This is a genomic window from Pseudomonas sp. LBUM1679, from assembly GCF_059695565.1.
The window spans coordinates 957223-973238 of the sequence record NZ_CP166774.1; the positions used below are offsets into that span (position 1 = coordinate 957223).

The 16016-nt window shown below is 57.4% G+C and carries 15 protein-coding genes and 1 pseudogene; 9 read left to right on the top strand and 7 right to left on the bottom strand.

Annotated features, from left to right (window positions below):
• Positions 1 to 10: 10 nt before the first annotated feature.
• Both ACA062_RS04345 and ACA062_RS04350 read left to right on the top strand, forming a co-directional pair.
• A complete protein-coding gene (locus tag ACA062_RS04345; protein WP_497455360.1) occupies positions 11 to 655 on the top strand; it encodes an MBL fold metallo-hydrolase in 645 nt (214 codons plus the stop codon).
• A gap of 113 nt (positions 656 to 768) precedes the next feature.
• On the top strand, positions 769 to 1509 hold the full coding sequence (locus ACA062_RS04350) for a YiaD family glycine zipper/OmpA-like lipoprotein (RefSeq protein ID WP_497455361.1): 741 nt from the start codon (positions 769 to 771) through the stop codon (positions 1507 to 1509).
• 266 nt (positions 1510 to 1775) lie between these two features.
• On the opposite strand, the gene ACA062_RS04355 is transcribed toward ACA062_RS04350, so the two are convergent.
• On the bottom strand, positions 1776 to 2210 hold the full coding sequence (locus tag ACA062_RS04355) for a Z-ring associated ZapG family protein (RefSeq protein WP_497455362.1): 435 nt from the start codon (positions 2208 to 2210) through the stop codon (positions 1776 to 1778).
• A 144-nt stretch (positions 2211 to 2354) separates the two neighbouring features.
• On the opposite strand from ACA062_RS04355, the gene ACA062_RS04360 reads away from it, so the two are divergent.
• The 3 genes from ACA062_RS04360 (at position 2355) to zapE (ending at position 5549) form a co-directional block, all read left to right on the top strand.
• Positions 2355 to 2984: an alpha/beta hydrolase gene (locus tag ACA062_RS04360; RefSeq protein WP_497455363.1), complete on the top strand. Its 630-nt coding sequence runs from the start codon at positions 2355 to 2357 to the stop codon at positions 2982 to 2984.
• Between the two features lie 24 nt (positions 2985 to 3008).
• Positions 3009 to 4364: a tryptophan--tRNA ligase gene (locus ACA062_RS04365; protein WP_497455364.1), complete on the top strand. Its 1356-nt coding sequence runs from the start codon at positions 3009 to 3011 to the stop codon at positions 4362 to 4364.
• A 90-nt stretch (positions 4365 to 4454) separates the two neighbouring features.
• On the top strand, positions 4455 to 5549 hold the full coding sequence (gene zapE, locus ACA062_RS04370; RefSeq protein WP_497455365.1) for a cell division protein ZapE: 1095 nt from the start codon (positions 4455 to 4457) through the stop codon (positions 5547 to 5549).
• A 233-nt stretch (positions 5550 to 5782) separates the two neighbouring features.
• Here the strand turns inward: zapE and ACA062_RS04375 are convergent, their stop codons facing one another.
• From ACA062_RS04375 to ACA062_RS04395, 5 genes are all read right to left on the bottom strand, one after another.
• Positions 5783 to 6763, bottom strand: coding sequence for an asparaginase (locus tag ACA062_RS04375; protein WP_497455366.1), 981 nt, complete (start codon positions 6761 to 6763; stop codon positions 5783 to 5785).
• A 65-nt stretch (positions 6764 to 6828) separates the two neighbouring features.
• Positions 6829 to 8046 (bottom strand): hypothetical protein, encoded by a 1218-nt coding sequence (locus ACA062_RS04380; RefSeq protein ID WP_497455367.1) that lies wholly within the window; start codon positions 8044 to 8046, stop codon positions 6829 to 6831.
• Between the two features lie 15 nt (positions 8047 to 8061).
• Positions 8062 to 8949: a nitrilase family protein gene (locus tag ACA062_RS04385; protein WP_497457359.1), complete on the bottom strand. Its 888-nt coding sequence runs from the start codon at positions 8947 to 8949 to the stop codon at positions 8062 to 8064.
• A gap of 175 nt (positions 8950 to 9124) precedes the next feature.
• The gene (locus tag ACA062_RS04390) at positions 9125 to 11071 is read right to left on the bottom strand and encodes a flavin monoamine oxidase family protein (RefSeq protein ID WP_497455368.1); all 1947 of its coding nucleotides are present in this window, start codon (positions 11069 to 11071) and stop codon (positions 9125 to 9127) included.
• A gap of 251 nt (positions 11072 to 11322) precedes the next feature.
• Positions 11323 to 12219 (bottom strand): GlxA family transcriptional regulator, encoded by an 897-nt coding sequence (locus tag ACA062_RS04395; protein ID WP_497457360.1) that lies wholly within the window; start codon positions 12217 to 12219, stop codon positions 11323 to 11325.
• A gap of 244 nt (positions 12220 to 12463) precedes the next feature.
• Between ACA062_RS04395 and ACA062_RS04400 the strand changes: the two genes are divergently transcribed.
• Together ACA062_RS04400 and ACA062_RS04405 are read left to right on the top strand one after the other, a co-directional pair.
• The gene (locus ACA062_RS04400) at positions 12464 to 13600 is read left to right on the top strand and encodes an acyl-CoA dehydrogenase family protein (RefSeq protein ID WP_497455369.1); all 1137 of its coding nucleotides are present in this window, start codon (positions 12464 to 12466) and stop codon (positions 13598 to 13600) included.
• Between the two features lie 110 nt (positions 13601 to 13710).
• Positions 13711 to 13797, top strand: a pseudogene (locus ACA062_RS04405) (outer membrane lipoprotein carrier protein LolA); the annotation flags it as partial.
• An 8-nt stretch (positions 13798 to 13805) separates the two neighbouring features.
• Here ACA062_RS04405 and ACA062_RS04410 read toward each other — a convergent pair.
• Positions 13806 to 14846, bottom strand: coding sequence for an NADP(H)-dependent aldo-keto reductase (locus ACA062_RS04410; protein ID WP_497455370.1), 1041 nt, complete (start codon positions 14844 to 14846; stop codon positions 13806 to 13808).
• 245 nt (positions 14847 to 15091) lie between these two features.
• Here ACA062_RS04410 and rplM point away from each other — a divergent pair, with 245 nt between their 5' ends.
• Both rplM and rpsI read left to right on the top strand, forming a co-directional pair.
• Positions 15092 to 15520, top strand: coding sequence for a 50S ribosomal protein L13 (gene rplM, locus ACA062_RS04415; RefSeq protein WP_007905295.1), 429 nt, complete (start codon positions 15092 to 15094; stop codon positions 15518 to 15520).
• Between the two features lie 14 nt (positions 15521 to 15534).
• Positions 15535 to 15927 carry a 30S ribosomal protein S9 gene (gene rpsI, locus ACA062_RS04420; RefSeq protein ID WP_003216038.1) on the top strand — a complete coding sequence of 131 codons (393 nt, stop codon included), beginning with the start codon at positions 15535 to 15537 and terminating at the stop codon, positions 15925 to 15927.
• Positions 15928 to 16016: the final 89 nt, after the last annotated feature.

Sequence of the window (16016 nt, forward strand, 5' to 3'; positions counted from 1 at the left end):
GATTAAACCCATGCAAACCCCGAATGCAGCCCTCATCCGCGAAACCTTCCCCGTCGGCCCGTTGCAGTGCAACTGCACGATCATCGGCGATCCGATCACGAAAAAAGCCATCGTGGTCGATCCGGGCGGCAATCATGAATTGATCCTGGCACGCCTCGACGCCCTGGGCCTGAAGGTGGTCAGCATCATCCACACCCACGCGCACCTGGATCACTTCCTGGCTTCCGGGCAGTTGAAGGAGAAAACCGGCGCGACCCTACATCTGCACAAGGAGGATCAATTCCTCTGGGACAACCTGGAGATGCAATGCCAGATGTTCGGGGTGCCCTACACGCCGGTGCCGTCGCCGGATCGCTGGTTGGCAGACGATGAAGAACTGGCCTGCGGCTGCGGCGTGGCGCTGCACACGCCGGGGCATACCCCGGGTTCCATGAGCTTCTGGTTTGCCGAGGCCAAATTGCTGATTGCCGGTGACACCTTGTTTCGGCGCGGGGTCGGGCGCACGGATTTGTGGGGTGGCGATCAAGCGACCATCGTGCGTTCGATCAAGCAGCGGCTGTATACCCTCGATGAAGAAGCGACGGTGGTGGCCGGGCATGGTCCCGACACTCGCCTGGGCGAGGAAATGCGCGAGAACCCGTTTGTGCGTGCTTGATGTGATTTGTGCACAGTCCGGGTGGAATCTTTTCCCTTAAATATGATCAAACGCCCGCAAAGGCCGATGCCTTGGTCCGTTGCACCACAGAATGAAAAAAGTAGGAGCTCTGAATGTTCACCAAGCAGCGTTTGATTATTGTCGCTACGGCTGTGGCCTTGCTGTCTGGCTGCGCCTCGCCTAACCCTTACGACAATCAGGGTCAAGCTCAGGGCCAAGCCGACAGTGGTTCCACGGGCATGAGCAAAACCGCCAAATACGGCGGGCTCGGCGCTCTGGCCGGTGCGTTGGCCGGTGCGGCGATCGACCACAATAACCGTGGCAAGGGCGCGTTGATCGGCGCGGCCGTGGTGGGTGCTTCCGCTGCCGGTTATGGTTACTACGCCGACCAGCAAGAGAAAAAACTGCGGGCCAGCATGGCCAACACCGGGGTTGAAGTGCAGCGTCAGGGCGATCAGATCAAGCTGATCATGCCGGGCAACATCACGTTCGCCACTGATTCGGCGAACATCGCCTCGAGCTTCTATCAGCCGCTGAACAACCTGGCGGGTTCGCTCAAGGAGTTCAGCCAGAACCAGATCGAGATCGTCGGCTATACCGACAGCACCGGCAGCCGCCAGCACAACATGGACCTGTCCCAGCGTCGCGCCCAAAGCGTGGCGACTTACCTGACGTCGCAGGGTGTCAGCGGTACCAACTTGAGCGCCCGTGGCGCCGGTCCGGATAACCCCGTTGCCAGCAACGCCGACGTCAATGGCCGGGCGCAGAACCGTCGGGTCGAGGTCAACCTGAAGGCGATTCCGGGTCAGCAGTATGGTGCACAGCAGCAAGGCACCGTCCAGCAATACCCATAACACCTGCGTAGACCACTGTGGGAGCGAGCTTGCTCGCGAATGCGGTGTGTCAGTCGACATCAATATCGACTGACACGGCCCCATCGCGGGCAAGCCCGCTCCCACAGGATCTGTGTCTGACCACTGTCTTGTGACCGACACAGATCCTGTGGGAGCGGGCTTGCCCGCGATGAGGCCCTGACAGCCACCAGGAAAACTGGCTCAGAAACAAAAAAGCCCCCGGACAGTCACTCATCCGAGGGCTTTTTGCGTCGCGCGAAACCTGATTACTTCTTCAGGCCATAATGCTCATCCAGCATACCCGGCGCGTTCGGGGCTTTGGGCGCGTAGTCGCGAGGCGGCTCCTGATTGCGCGGTGGCGTCAGGCGTTCCCGTGGAGCCTGCGACGCGTCGGCGTGCAGGGCGGCCAGCAAGCGTTGGCGGGTCTGCTCGTCCAGGGCCAGGCGATTGGCACCCTCGGCGAGATGATCCTGCACTTCCTGATAGCTCGCAGTCAGTTTCTTGACCAGTGTTGCAGTGCTGTTGAAGTGGGTGACCACCTCGTTCTGATAACTGTCGAAACGTTCCTGAACGTCATCCAGCTGACGTTGCGTGCGGTTAGGCGCGGCAGTCGGCACCAGGCGAGCGATCAGGAATCCAATGGCGACACCCACAACCAGGGCAAGAGTCGGCAACAACCAAACTAAGAGCGAGTGTTCCACGAGTCCTTCCTCTATAAACGGCTTTGCTTTACGTTAACGGCTCGAACCTGCGCTGTATACCGCGATTCACTCGCAATAGATTGGCACAGACAATTTGCTAGACGAGTCGACCCGATTCGAGGTCACGGAGTTCCTTCCTTGCTTATGCGCGAAACCCCTGTAGTGATTGATGGCCCGGTCGGCCAACTGGAAGCACTTTACCTGGACAACGACCAGCCCCGCGGCCTGGCGCTGATCTGCCACCCAAACCCGGTGCAGGGCGGCACCATGCTCAACAAAGTGGTCTCGACCCTGCAGCGCACCGCGCGCGACGCCGGTTTGATTACCCTGCGTTTCAATTACCGTGGAGTCGGTGCCAGTGAAGGCACCCACGATATGGGCACGGGCGAAGTCGATGACGCCCAAGCCGTTGCCGAATGGCTACGAGCCAAGCACCCCGAGTTGCCGCTGACGCTGTTCGGATTCTCCTTCGGCGGTTTTGTTGCAGCAAGTCTCGGCGGACGCCTGGAAGCGAAGGGCGAACTGCTGAAACATTTGTTCATGGTCGCGCCCGCTGTCATGCGTCTGGGCGATCAGGATCAACTGCCGCAACACGGCGAGCTGACCCTGATTCAGCCAGAAACCGACGAAGTCATTGATCCGCAGCTCGTTTACGAATGGTCCGACAAGCTCGAACGCCCCCATGAGCTACTGAAAGTGGCAGAATGCGGACACTTTTTTCATGGCAAGCTGACCGATCTCAAGGATCTGATCCTGCCGCGTCTTTCGAATTGATTGCAGTCTGACAAGCGATTACCCATGACGACTCGTACCCGTATCCTCACCGGCATCACCACCACCGGCACGCCGCACCTGGGCAACTACGCCGGCGCCATCCGCCCGGCGATCCTGGCCAGCCGCGACAGCAATGCCGATTCGTTCTACTTTTTGGCCGACTACCACGCCCTGATCAAATGCGATGACCCGCTGCGCATCCAGCGCTCGCGCCTGGAAATTGCCGCGACCTGGCTGGCCGGTGGCCTGGATGTGGAGCGCGTGACCTTTTATCGCCAGTCCGACATCCCGGAAATTCCCGAACTGACCTGGCTGCTGACCTGCGTCGCGGCCAAGGGCCTGCTCAACCGCGCCCACGCCTACAAGGCCTCGGTGGACAAGAACGTCGAGACCGGCGAAGACCCGGATGCCGGCATCACCATGGGCCTGTACAGCTACCCGGTGCTGATGGCGGCGGACATCCTGATGTTCAACGCACACAAGGTGCCGGTCGGTCGCGACCAGATCCAGCACGTGGAAATGGCCCGGGACATCGGCCAGCGCTTCAACCACCTGTTTGGCCAGGGCAAAGAGTTCTTCACCATGCCCGAGGCGCTGATCGAAGAAAGCGTCGCCACGCTGCCAGGCCTCGACGGTCGAAAAATGTCGAAGAGCTACGACAACACCATTCCGTTGTTCAGCAGCGCCAAAGAGATGAAAGACGCAATCTCGCGGATCGTCACCGACTCCCGTGCCCCGGGCGAAGCCAAGGATCCGGACAATTCGCACCTGTTCACCCTGTTCCAGGCGTTCGCCACCCCGGCGCAGTCCGCCGAATTCCGCAGCGAACTGTTGCAGGGCCTGGGTTGGGGCGAGGCTAAGAATCGCCTGTTCCAGCTGCTGGACAGCGAACTGGGCGAGTCCCGTGAGCGCTATCACCAGCTGATCGAGCGCCCGGCAGACCTGGAAGACATCCTGCAAAGCGGTGCGAAAAAAGCCCGTTCGGTCGCCACTCCCTTCCTCCACGAACTGCGTGAAGCGGTTGGCCTGCGCTCTTTCGTCGCCCAGACCCAAGTCGCAGCGACTACCAAGAAGAAAGCCGCGAAAGCCGCGCGTTTCGTCAGTTTCCGCGAAGAAGACAGCAGTTTCCGTTTCCGTCTGCTGGCGGCCGATGGCGAGCAGCTGCTGCTGTCGCGCAACTTCGCCGACGGCAAGACCGCAGGCCAGGTGACCAAGCAGTTGCAAGCGGGTCAGCCGCTGGATGTGCGCAGTGAAGACCGTAGCTTCAGCGTCTGGCTGGAAGGCGAGTGCGTGGCCGACAGCCCGACCTTTGCTGACAACGCCGCTCGCGACGTCGCCATCGACGCCTTGCGCGTTGCCCTGACACCCGTTCAGGAATAATCAACGGCTCTGCCCGACCAAGGGCTGATTGCCATTCCCCCGGGCCGTCGCTACAGTGACGGCCCGTTTTTGTTGCCTTGCTAACGAATTATGACGCCCCTAGAACGATATCAAGCTGATCTGAAACGCCCGGAATTCTTCCATGACGCCGCGCAGGAAACTGCGGTGCGCCATTTGCAGCGCCTGTACGACGATCTGGTCGCTGCGTCGAACAACAAGCCGAGCCTGCTCGGCAAACTGTTTGGCAAGAAAGAACAGGCGCCGGTCAAGGGCCTGTACTTTTGGGGCGGCGTCGGTCGCGGCAAGACTTACCTGGTCGACACCTTCTTCGAAGCGTTGCCGTTCAAGGAAAAGGTCCGCACCCACTTCCACCGCTTCATGAAGCGCGTGCACGAAGAGATGAAGACCCTGGGCGGCGAAAAGAACCCGCTGACCATCATCGCCAGGCGTTTTTCCGACGAAGCGCGGGTGATCTGCTTCGATGAGTTCTTTGTGTCCGACATCACCGACGCGATGATCCTCGGCACGCTGATGGAAGAGTTGTTCAAAAACGGCGTAACGCTCGTCGCGACCTCGAACATTGTGCCGGACGGCCTGTACAAGGACGGCCTGCAGCGTGCGCGCTTCCTGCCTGCGATTGCGCTGATCAAGCAGAACACCGAGATCGTCAACGTCGACAGCGGCGTCGATTACCGTCTGCGTCACCTCGAGCAAGCGGAACTGTTCCACTTTCCGCTGGATGAAGCTGCCCAGGAAAGCCTGCGCAAGAGCTTCCGGGCCTTGACGCCGGAATGCACAGCAGCAGTCGAGAACGACGTACTGATGATCGAGAACCGTGAAATCCGTGCTGTGCGCACCTGCGACGACGTGGCCTGGTTCGACTTCCGCGAACTGTGCGACGGCCCGCGCAGCCAGAACGATTACATCGAACTGGGCAAGATCTTCCACGCCGTATTGCTCAGCGATGTCGAGCAGATGAGCGTCACCACCGACGACATCGCCCGCCGCTTCATCAACATGGTCGACGAGTTCTACGACCGCAACGTGAAACTGATCATTTCTGCCGAAGTCGAGCTGAAGGACCTGTACACCGGCGGTCGCCTGAACTTCGAGTTCCAGCGCACCCTCAGCCGTTTGCTGGAAATGCAGTCCCACGAATTCCTGTCCCGGGCGCATAAGCCATAAGCCATAAGCGTTTCAAAAGAGTAGAACGATTCGGAAAATAAAAAAGGGCCTGCGAATGCAGGCCCTTTTTTTTGCGCCGCGCAATCCCGTGGGGGCGCTGGCAGCCCAAAACTATCTGTCACACCCCATACCCTGTGGGAGCGAGCTTGCTCGCGAAAGCGGACTGACATTCAACATTGAAGTTGACTGAACCACCGCTTTCGCGAGCAGGCTCGCTCCCAAAGGTCGGTGTGTCAGTCTTGAGCGAGAAAAAATGCAAGTTCATCCTGCCGCTGACAGCCCACCAGCAACCACAGCAGGATTCTGGCTTTACGCGGACAGAGAAATCCAGTCATCAATGCGCCTCTGCGGATCAAATCCATCTCGCTGCCGACAAAACCATATGAGGATTGAGCGGTGGGGCCTGATCCGGTACGTGTCGCAATGAGGACGGGGATTTTCCTTGCGATTTTTTCGATAGCATCCGCCCATTGTTCTGATACATGGCCTGCTCCGAAACCAGCAATCACCAAGCCGTCGTAACCCAGTTCGAGGATGTTGTTCAGTAACAGGGTATCGGCCGACAGCGTGCTTTCCAGCAGGGCGATCGCCTGGGTTGTTTGCTGCGGCAGGGGCAAAAGCTTCCGTGGGGACGGCTCGCGCAAATAGCGGACGCTACCTTCCAGAAGCATGCCCGTGGGGCCAACCACCGGTGATGAAAACGCCTGTAACGCCAATGAATCGGTTTTGCGCACGGCATTCGCGTGGTGAATCTGTCCGCCCATGACCACTTGAACGCCGCGGCACCAACTGTTTTGCGCCAGCGCAACCCGGCAAGCATCCAGCAGATTCGCTGGACCGTCCGCTCCCACTTGGCCTGCCGAGCGCATGGCGCCGGTCAGGACCAGCGGCGCGTGGTGGCTCCACACGTAATCAAAAAATGCGGCGGTCTCTTCGAGGGTATCCGTGCCTTGAGTAATGACCACACCCGCCGCACCGTTCTCGACCTGAGCTTTCGCCCAGTGGAGAACACTCAACAAAAACTCGAAACTCAAAGAAGCACTCGGGTGCAGTCCCAGTGTTTCGACGGTGATCCTCGCCAGATTCTTCAGTTCCGGAACCGTGGACAGGAGGGTTTCGCCGCTGACTGTCGGGATAACGCCTGCACCGACATGGCTGGCTTGCATGCTCACGGTGCCGCCTAGCGCTGCGATGGCCAGTTTGGGCAGATCCATGTTTTACCTCGCTTGTAGATGACGAGAGCAGGCTGTTCCCGTAAGTCCAGCCTGATGGCAGTGCTTCAGTCGGCTATCAGGAGTCCGATAAACGGAATGATCAGCAGGGTACTGATGGCCATGGAGAGGACATTGCCGATGTAAGGGTGCATGTCGCCCGGCACCCGCTTGGCAAGGGCGCAGGCCAGTGGTGGGGCGATAAGTGCGCCTAACAGTGCGCTTGACGCTATGACCTGCCAACTGCCGCCATAGGTCAAAATGGCCGCAGGTACAACCGACACCAGTGGAACGTAGGTGGGATACCAGCCGAGTCGCATCCATTGGCGACGCCATATCACCACGCCCAAGGCAGACGTCAGCGCCTGCGCACCGATGAGTTGCGGCAGCAAGCCTGAGCCGTAAGCGGGGCTCATGGGATTCAAGGTGTAGGCCAGCAGTGCACCCAGCAACAGACCGATGCTGGCCAGCTCATTACCGAAGAACGGTGCTTCCGAAAAATCCGCCAATACTCGGCGCAGGCTCCAGATGATTCCGTGGTTGGTGGTTTTAGTCTTGGCCGGTTCAGCGTCGGGGGCGGATGATTCCTCGGGCTGGGTAGTGGGGCCTGACTGCACCAGGCACGGCACGTAACGGCACAGTAGAAATGCCAGGACGCTGGCAACCGCCATGCCAGCGACATTGCCGATCACTACGGGTAAGCCCAGTGGATTGCAGATGTAGTTGACGATCAGCAAACACATCGGAGTGACGAGCACGGCGCCCATGATTGCGCCATTGATCGTCACCTTCCAGCCGCCGCCAAACATCAGCACCATCGCCGCCGGCAATGAAACAAACGCGGCAAACGTGGGTTGCCAACTGTTGGCGGTGACCGTCCAGCCCCACAACAGATTGCTCAGGAGCAGTCCAAGCAGCGAACTGGTGACCAGCCACGGCCATAATCCGCTGCCGTAGGAAATGGCAAAGCCTTGCCATACTTTACCCGTTCGATTGGCCCAATAGGCCAGATAAGCTCCAGCCAGCAGCCCGATCGACGCGAACTCGTGTTTGTAGAATGCAACCTCGCTGATGTCTCCCAGGACCCAGCGCAACCAGGCACTCGGATCGGGGAGGTTCGACACCATGTGGCTGTAGTCGGGCCAATGGGCGGACCATGCTGAGCGGTGGGTGAATGAAAGCCAGGCGATCAGCAGTCCGGTGCCGATCACCAGCAAGATGATCGAGGTATCAAGCTTCCTGCTGGCAAGCGAATGCAGCCGATGGTTATCGGTAGTGGGTTCCATGGTTGGGCCTCCCGATCAGCGTGGGAGCGCAGGGTGTTGGATGTAACCGAGCATCTGATCATAGAGATCGGTGCGACGGTCACGATGCAGATCGTTCAGGTTGTTCCAGATGGGGGCACTGCGGGAGCTGGTCAGGTCAATATCGGCAAACAGGATTTCTTGTTTGTCCGCTGAAGCCACTTCGCCAATCGGCCAGCCATTGGTGCCGGCAATCAACGAGCAGCCCAGGTAACGAGCTCCTCGCTCTTCGCCGATCCGGCTGGCGGCTGCAATAAACACATTGTTGACGTGAGCGGCCGTCATTGTCAGATACGAAGCCATGCATTTGCCGGCGTCATCGAACAGCGGCGGAGGCGTCCACACCCAGTTGTTCAGGCTACAAATGATGTCCGCGCCTTGTTGACTCAGGATTCGCGGCACCTCCGGGAACCAGATGTCCCAGCAGATCAACAACCCGATGCGGCCTATCGGCGTATCAAACACCGGGAAGCCCAGGTCCCCCGGCGTGAACCACAGCTTTTCCAGGTTCCATAAATGGGCTTTGCGGTATTTCCCGATAAAACCGTCCGGACCTAGCAGGACAGCGGTATTGAAGAGCCGCATACCGTCTCGTTCAGTCAGCCCCGCAACCAGGTAAACCTTGTGTTTACTGGCGAACTCCATCCAGCTTTGGACGCACGGCCCGCCGGGAACCGCTTCGGAATGTTCGAAAGCGTCCTGTCGGCTGGTGAAGAAATAGCCTGTACTGGAAAGCTCGGGCAGCACGATGAGATTTGCACCACCGTTTACTGCCTCCAGCGCCAATTCCAGGCAGCGGCACAGATTTCCTTCACGGTTTTCCATGCCGACTTGTGGATCGAATTGCACGACTGCTACGCGAACAGGACTTGTTGACTCGCTCATACGGATGACCTCGTTTTTATTGTTCTTCAACCTGTTTAATTGCGGCTGTATTAAGCGTCGAAGAATCAAGTGCGAGGAAGTCAGCCGTTTCCTTTTCGGGTGTAGTCCTTTTCCCAAGATTGGCGAAGGCGAGCCAATGCATGGTCTGCATTGGCTCTTGAACGGAGAATCAAGATCAGGTTCTGAGCTTGTATTCGGGATAATCTGCCATGGAGAAGCCGCCATTGAAGGTGGCCTCGGTTTTGTCACAGATATGAATGACTGCATCGACCGCGCCGCGGAAGCAAGGCTCAGTCCAGCCGGCATCGACTGAAAAAGACTCTCCAGAAAGATAGAGGCCAGAGATGGCAGCGTAATCCCTGTTGTACTTCATTAAGCTCACGGCGTCGTAGTAGGTGCCAGGCCTATATAACTTTGCACATCCCAAAGCGTTTTTGTCCGTCATCCAGCGATGCACGACAGCTTGTTCGATACCGATATAAGGTGAGATTTTTTCCTGGATGTTTGCAGAGTTCATGAGTATTCGATCAAGCTCTATTACGCATTTCTTGACCAGTTCCTTGTCCGTGAACAAGGCGAGTTTGATCGCGTCGTCTTCCCATGTGTAGCTCAGGAGGATGCAGTCATAGCTATAATTTTCATTGTAGCGATAGGTATAGACGTCATGAATGAAACTGTCAGTGACAATGGCTTGCGGAATAGTGGTGTTTTTTAATAAAAATGACTTCTTAAGAGGCGCAAAGACTTTGCAGCTGGTTTCCCAGTGAGCGGTTTTATAGGCATTTATCGTTTCGAAAGGAAGCATTTCATGGTCGAAGTTTTGCAGTGTTATTCGAGTTTCGAGCAGCCAGGAGGGCAGGGTCATCATAACGGAGTCAAAATCGTCGTATAGTTCCTGAGCTTGCTCCGGGTCGCTGACGTTCCAATTGTAATAGACACGAATTTTTTTATTATCCAGTTTTTCCAGTTTGGTGACGGAGGAGTCGGTGAGAAAGGCGTCGCTTCTCTCAAGGCTGTGGTCGTAAAAGGATTTTCCGGTCACATCCGTTTTTATAAACAACAGACATTCATCCAGTGCGGCGAGGCCAATATATCGGGGTCTATCGAATCCCAGCCCCTTTGAGTCAAAAACGGCCTCGGTGTGCAGGTGAGGGGATGCAATGGGATTGCCAGTCGAGTCCACTCGACCATGAACCAGTTGCAACTGACTGCTGAATCCAAAAATGGCTGTACGCAAAGGATATAGCGAGCACACATCGTAAAAGGCGCCCCAGCTACCGTCACCAATTCCTATTGCATAAAAAATGGCAGATTCATCCGGCGTCATGCCCATCCCGCCGAAGTCACCGGGCGAGCTTTCATCCCAAGCGGTGATGACGGGCATGCTGACCAGGTCGCGAAACGAAACATTCTCGTATTTTTCGACGATGGCAGCCCAGATGGATTCCCATTTCTCGCTTGCGTAGACCTCAGAGATGTGAAGACTCATTCGGTCGGCAAAAGCTTTCCATTTGGCGTACACCTTTTGAAGTTCGTCTCCCGGAGGGGGAGTCAGGCCATCTTCATTTTTCCAGATGAGCATGCGTGGAAGCGTTTCGCCTCCCACGCTTCCTTCTCGAAGATAAATACCGGTTGACGTTACCCACTGACTGCCAGGGTTTGCGAAGTCTGAAATAGCCAACTCGAATTCACTGGCATAGTAGGCCATCAGGGAGCGGCCTTCTTTCGGTGGCTCGTCTGCTCTATTGAAAAAAGGCATTCGCATAGCACCCATCTCAAAAGGTGTATGGCCTTCTGGCGAGTTACGGCTGCCCGGTACCGTCAGGTGTCTACCGCCTATCCGTTTAGATTGTTCGATCAGTGTTACATGATTAAAACCACAGCGATAAAGCTCTCTTGCTGCGGTGAGCCCGGTTACGCCTGCGCCAACAATACATATCTTATGGTTTGGATCGGTTGCTCGGGCGATGCCACTTTCTTGTTCTACCAATGTTCGGTAGTCGAAGCATAAGTCCGGCGGGTTTGGGAAGCGAGCACGCCATTTATTTTCAGCAGTGCGCTTTGTCCGAGCGATACTCCTGGCAATTTGTGATGGGTAGTTGTAGCTGGATCCAATGGTCATTTTTTATCTTCCCTGATTGATGGTCGATCTCTAGCAGGGAAGTATGTTTGATTTTTGAATGGTTGCATGCAAGAGCAAAACGAAACTCTCTGATGCAGAGTATTCCTATTTTGTTGTGGGAAAATGATCTCGGCAGTTACTAGTGCCTGTAGGAGCAACGCTTGCCCGCAATTGTAACGACGCGGTGGATCAGGCAAATCGAGTCATCGCTCATCGCCAGCAAGCTGTGCTCCTACAGGACGGGCGCGTTCCTATGCCGCCTGCTGAAACTGCTGCCGATACTGATTCGGTGACAACTCCGTATGCTGGCGGAACAGCCGCGCGAAGAAGCTCGCGTCGTCGTAGCCCACCTCATAACTGATGGTCTTGATGCTCTTGCGGCTACCGGACAGCAAGCCCTTGGCGGTTTCGATTCGCAGGCGTTGCAGGTAATGCAGCGGTTTGTCGCCGGTGGCGGTCTGGAAGCGGCGCATGAAGTTGCGAATGCTCATGCCGTGCTCGCGGGCGACGTCTTCGAAGCGGAATTTGTCGGCGAAGTGATCTTCGAGCCAGTGCTGGATCTGCAGGATGATCACGTCCTGGTGCAGTTTCTGCCCGCCGAATCCGATGCGTCCCGGCGAGTAGCTGCGCTGCACTTCATAGAGAATGTCGCGGGCCACGGCCTGGGCCACATTGGCGCCACAGAAGCGCTCGATCAGGTAGATGTAGAGGTCGCAGGCCGAGGTGGTGCCGCCGGCGCAATACAGGTTGTCGGCGTCGGTCAGGTGTTTGTCCTGATTGAGCTGCACTTTCGGGAAGCGCTCGGCAAAGGCGTTGAAGAAGCGCCAGTAGGTGGTTGCTTCCTTGCCATCGAGCAAGCCGGCTTCGGCGAGCCAGAAGACGCCGGTGGCCTCGCCACACAGCACCGCGCCACGCGCATGTTGCTGGCGCAGCCACGGCAAGACCTGTGGATAGCGTTGGCAGAGGGTTTCGAAATCGTCCCAGAACGCAGGGAGGATGATGACGTCGGCATTTTCCAGGCCGCCGTCCACCGGCATGATCACGTCGCTGAAGCTGTTCACCGGTTTGCCGTCGGGACTGACCAGTCGCGTTTCGAACGCCGGGGTCAGGCCGTGGCCCAGTTGTTTGCCGTAACGCAGGCTGGCCAGGTGGAAGAAATCCTTGGCTTGCATGAGGGTGGAAGCGAAAACCCGGTCGATAGCCAGGATGCTGACGCGCCGCAAGGGCGTGGAGGCTCGGTTAGACATAATTCAACTTTATTCTTATAGGGGAAAGTGGTCACCAGACGGCTGGATCGTCTTATTTTTTGTCTGATGTGTCCAGTGTCCTGTATCGCAAGCGAGGCTTAGTCTCTGAAGGACAACTCCTTCCAGCAATAACGACAGGTGCCGCATGATTCCCAGAACCTTGTTCAGTCCCGAGCACGAACTGTTTCGCGACAGTGTGCGGACCTTCCTCGAAAAAGAGGCCGTGCCGTTCCATGGGCAATGGGAAAAACAAGGCTACATCGACCGCAAACTATGGAACAAGGCGGGGGAGGCGGGGATGCTCTGTTCGCATCTGCCGGAAGAATATGGCGGGCTGGGGGCGGACTTTCTGTATAGCGCGGTGGTGATCGAAGAGGTGGGACGCCTCGGCCTGACCGGGATCGGCTTTTCTCTTCATTCGGACATTGTTGCGCCTTACATCCTGCATTACGGCAGTGAAGCGCTGAAGCATAAATACTTGCCGAAACTGGTGTCCGGCGAAATGGTCACCGCCATTGCCATGACCGAACCAGGCGCCGGTTCCGACCTGCAAGGGGTAAAGACCACGGCGGTGCTGGACGGCGATGACTATGTGATCAACGGTTCGAAAACCTTCATCACCAACGGTTTTCTGGCTGATCTGGTGATTGTCGTGGCCAAGACCGATCCGAAGGCCGGCGCGAAGGGCACCAGCCTGTTTCTGGTCGAGGCGAATACACCGGGCTTCGCCAAGGGCAAGCGCCTGGAAAAAGTCGGCATGAAGGCTCAGGACACCTCGGAGCTGTTCTTCCAGGACGTCCGGGTGCCCAAGGAAAATCTCCTGGGGCAAGCGGGGATGGGTTTTGCCTACCTGATGCAGGAGTTGCCCCAGGAGCGGCTTACCGTTGCCATCGGTGGTTTGGCCTCGGCTGAGGCGGCGCTGCAGTGGACACTGGATTACACCCGTGAGCGCAAGGCGTTTGGCAAGGCGATTGCCGATTTCCAGAACACACGTTTCAAGTTGGCGGAGATGGCGACCGAGATTCAGATCGGCCGGGTGTTTGTCGATCGCTGTCTGGAACTGCACCTGCAAGGCAAGCTCGACGTGCCGACGGCGGCGATGGCCAAGTATTGGGGCACCGACCTGCAATGCAAGGTGCTCGACGAGTGCGTGCAGTTGCATGGCGGTTACGGGTTTATGTGGGAGTACCCGATTGCGCGGGCCTGGGCGGATGCGCGGGTGCAGCGGATTTATGCCGGGACCAATGAGATCATGAAGGAGATTATTGCGCGGTCGCTGTAATGCCGCGGTGACTGTTAGATCGCCTTCGCGAGCAGGCTCGCTCCCACAGGGGGCCGGGATTGATCACCATTTTGTGATCGACACGGAACCCTTGTGGGAGCGAGACCGGCTTGCCGGCGAAGGTCGTCAACGATAACGCTGGAAGCCTGACACCCCGCAGCGCCCTCAGGTTTATCGCGAGCAAGCTCGCTCCTACAGGTGGGGGTCAGGGAGCCGGATTCGGGTGATCCTTGTGAATCGCCTCGATCCCCGCCAGCACTTCATCGGAAAGTTGCAGCTCGAAGCTCGCTATATTGCTATCAAGCTGCTCCAGCGTCGTCGCACCAATGATGTTGCTGGTGACAAACGGTTGCTGCGTCACAAATGCCAGCGCCATTTGCGCCGGGTCCAGGCCGTGTTCGCGCGCCAGTGCCACATAGCGGCTGCACGCCGCTTCCGACTGCGGATTGAAATAACGGCTGAAGCGGCTGTACAGGCTCAGGCGGCCTTTGGGCGGGCGGGCGCCACCTTCGTACTTGCCCGACAGGAATCCGAACGCCAGCGGCGAATAGGCGAGCAATCCGCACTGTTCGCGGATGGCAATTTCCGCCAGGCCGATCTCGAAGCTGCGGTTGAGCAGGTTGTAGGGGTTCTGGATCGACACCGCACGCGGCCAGCCACGGGCTTCGGCCAGGGCGAGGAAGCGCATGGTGCCCCAAGGGGTTTCGTTGGACAGGCCGATGTGACGGATCTTGCCGGCCCTGACCTGTTCGTCCAGGGCTTCGAGGGTGTCTTCCAGCGGCGTGAGGTTGGCTTCGGTCTGGTGTTTATAACCCAGCTGGCCGAAGAAGTTGGTGCTGCGCTCCGGCCAGTGCAGTTGATAGAGATCGATGTAGTCGGTCTGCAGGCGCTTGAGGCTGGCATCGACGGCTTCGGTGATGTGCTGGCGGTTGTGCCGCAGGTTTTTGTCGCGGATGTAGTCGATGGTATTGCCGGGGCCGGCGATCTTGCTGGCCAGGATCCAGTCGGCACGATCGCCGCGGCTCTTGAAATAATTGCCGATGTAGCGTTCGGTGGTGGCGTAGGTGTCGGCCTTGGGCGGCACCGGGTACATCTCGGCGGTGTCGATGAAATTGATCCCGGCGCCTTTGGCCCGTTCAATCTGGGCGAAGGCTTCAGCCTCGCTGTTTTGCTCGCCCCAGGTCATGGTTCCGAGGCAGATTGCACTCACGTTCAGATTGGTTCGGCCTAGCTGGCGATAGTCCATCGGGTGCTCCTTTGGCAAAACAATCATAAAAGCAGGTTGAATTATTTTTCGCAATCTGCATAATTGCGCACCTCTTTCTGCAGTGGAAGTGATGCGCCGCCGCCGAAGAATCTTGCCGTTGAACGGACGCGCCGACCCGAGCCCCCGAAAGCGTCTGTATCCGGCTGCCTTTGACTTGTCAAAGTACGCACTATTCAGTAAGATCCGCCGTCTAATTTACAGGGCGGCCCCTGAGGCTATAAAGAATGAAAACTTTTACTGCTAAACCGGAAACAGTACAGCGCGACTGGTTTGTCGTCGACGCTGCAGGTCAGACCCTGGGTCGTCTGGCCACCGAAATCGCGAGCCGTCTGCGTGGCAAGCATAAAGCTGAGTACACTCCTCACGTTGACACCGGCGACTACATCGTCGTTATCAATGCCGAGCAGATTCGTGTAACCGGTGCTAAAACCACCGACAAGATCTACTACTCCCACTCCGGTTTCCCGGGCGGCATCAAGTCGATCAACTTCGAAAAGCTGATCGCTAAAGCCCCTGAGCGCGTGATCGAGACTGCGGTCAAAGGCATGCTGCCTAAGAACCCGCTGGGTCGCGACATGTATCGTAAGCTGAAAGTCTATGCGGGCGCTGTACACCCTCATACTGCTCAGCAGCCCCAAGAACTGAAGTTTTAACGGAATAGTTCATTATGTCGGCGACTCAAAATTACGGCACTGGCCGTCGCAAGACCGCAACCGCACGCGTTTTCCTGCGTCCGGGTACTGGTAACATCTCGATCAACAACCGCACCCTGGAAAATTTCTTCGGCCGCGAAACTGCCCGCATGGTAGTTCGTCAGCCGCTGGAACTGACCGAGACAGTTGAAAAGTTCGACATCTACGTCACCGTGATCGGTGGCGGTGTAAGTGGTCAAGCTGGCGCAATCCGCCACGGTATCACTCGCGCACTGATGCAGTACGACGAAACCCTGCGTGGCGCTCTGCGCAAAGCTGGCTTCGTTACTCGCGATGCTCGTGAAGTTGAACGTAAGAAAGTTGGTCTGCGTAAAGCGCGTAAGCGTCCGCAGTACTCGAAGCGTTAATTCGCTTCCACGTTCAAAAAGAACGCCCAGTTTCCTCACGGAGCTGGGCGTTTTTTTGTGGGCGCGAATTCTCGAATAATTGCGCTGTG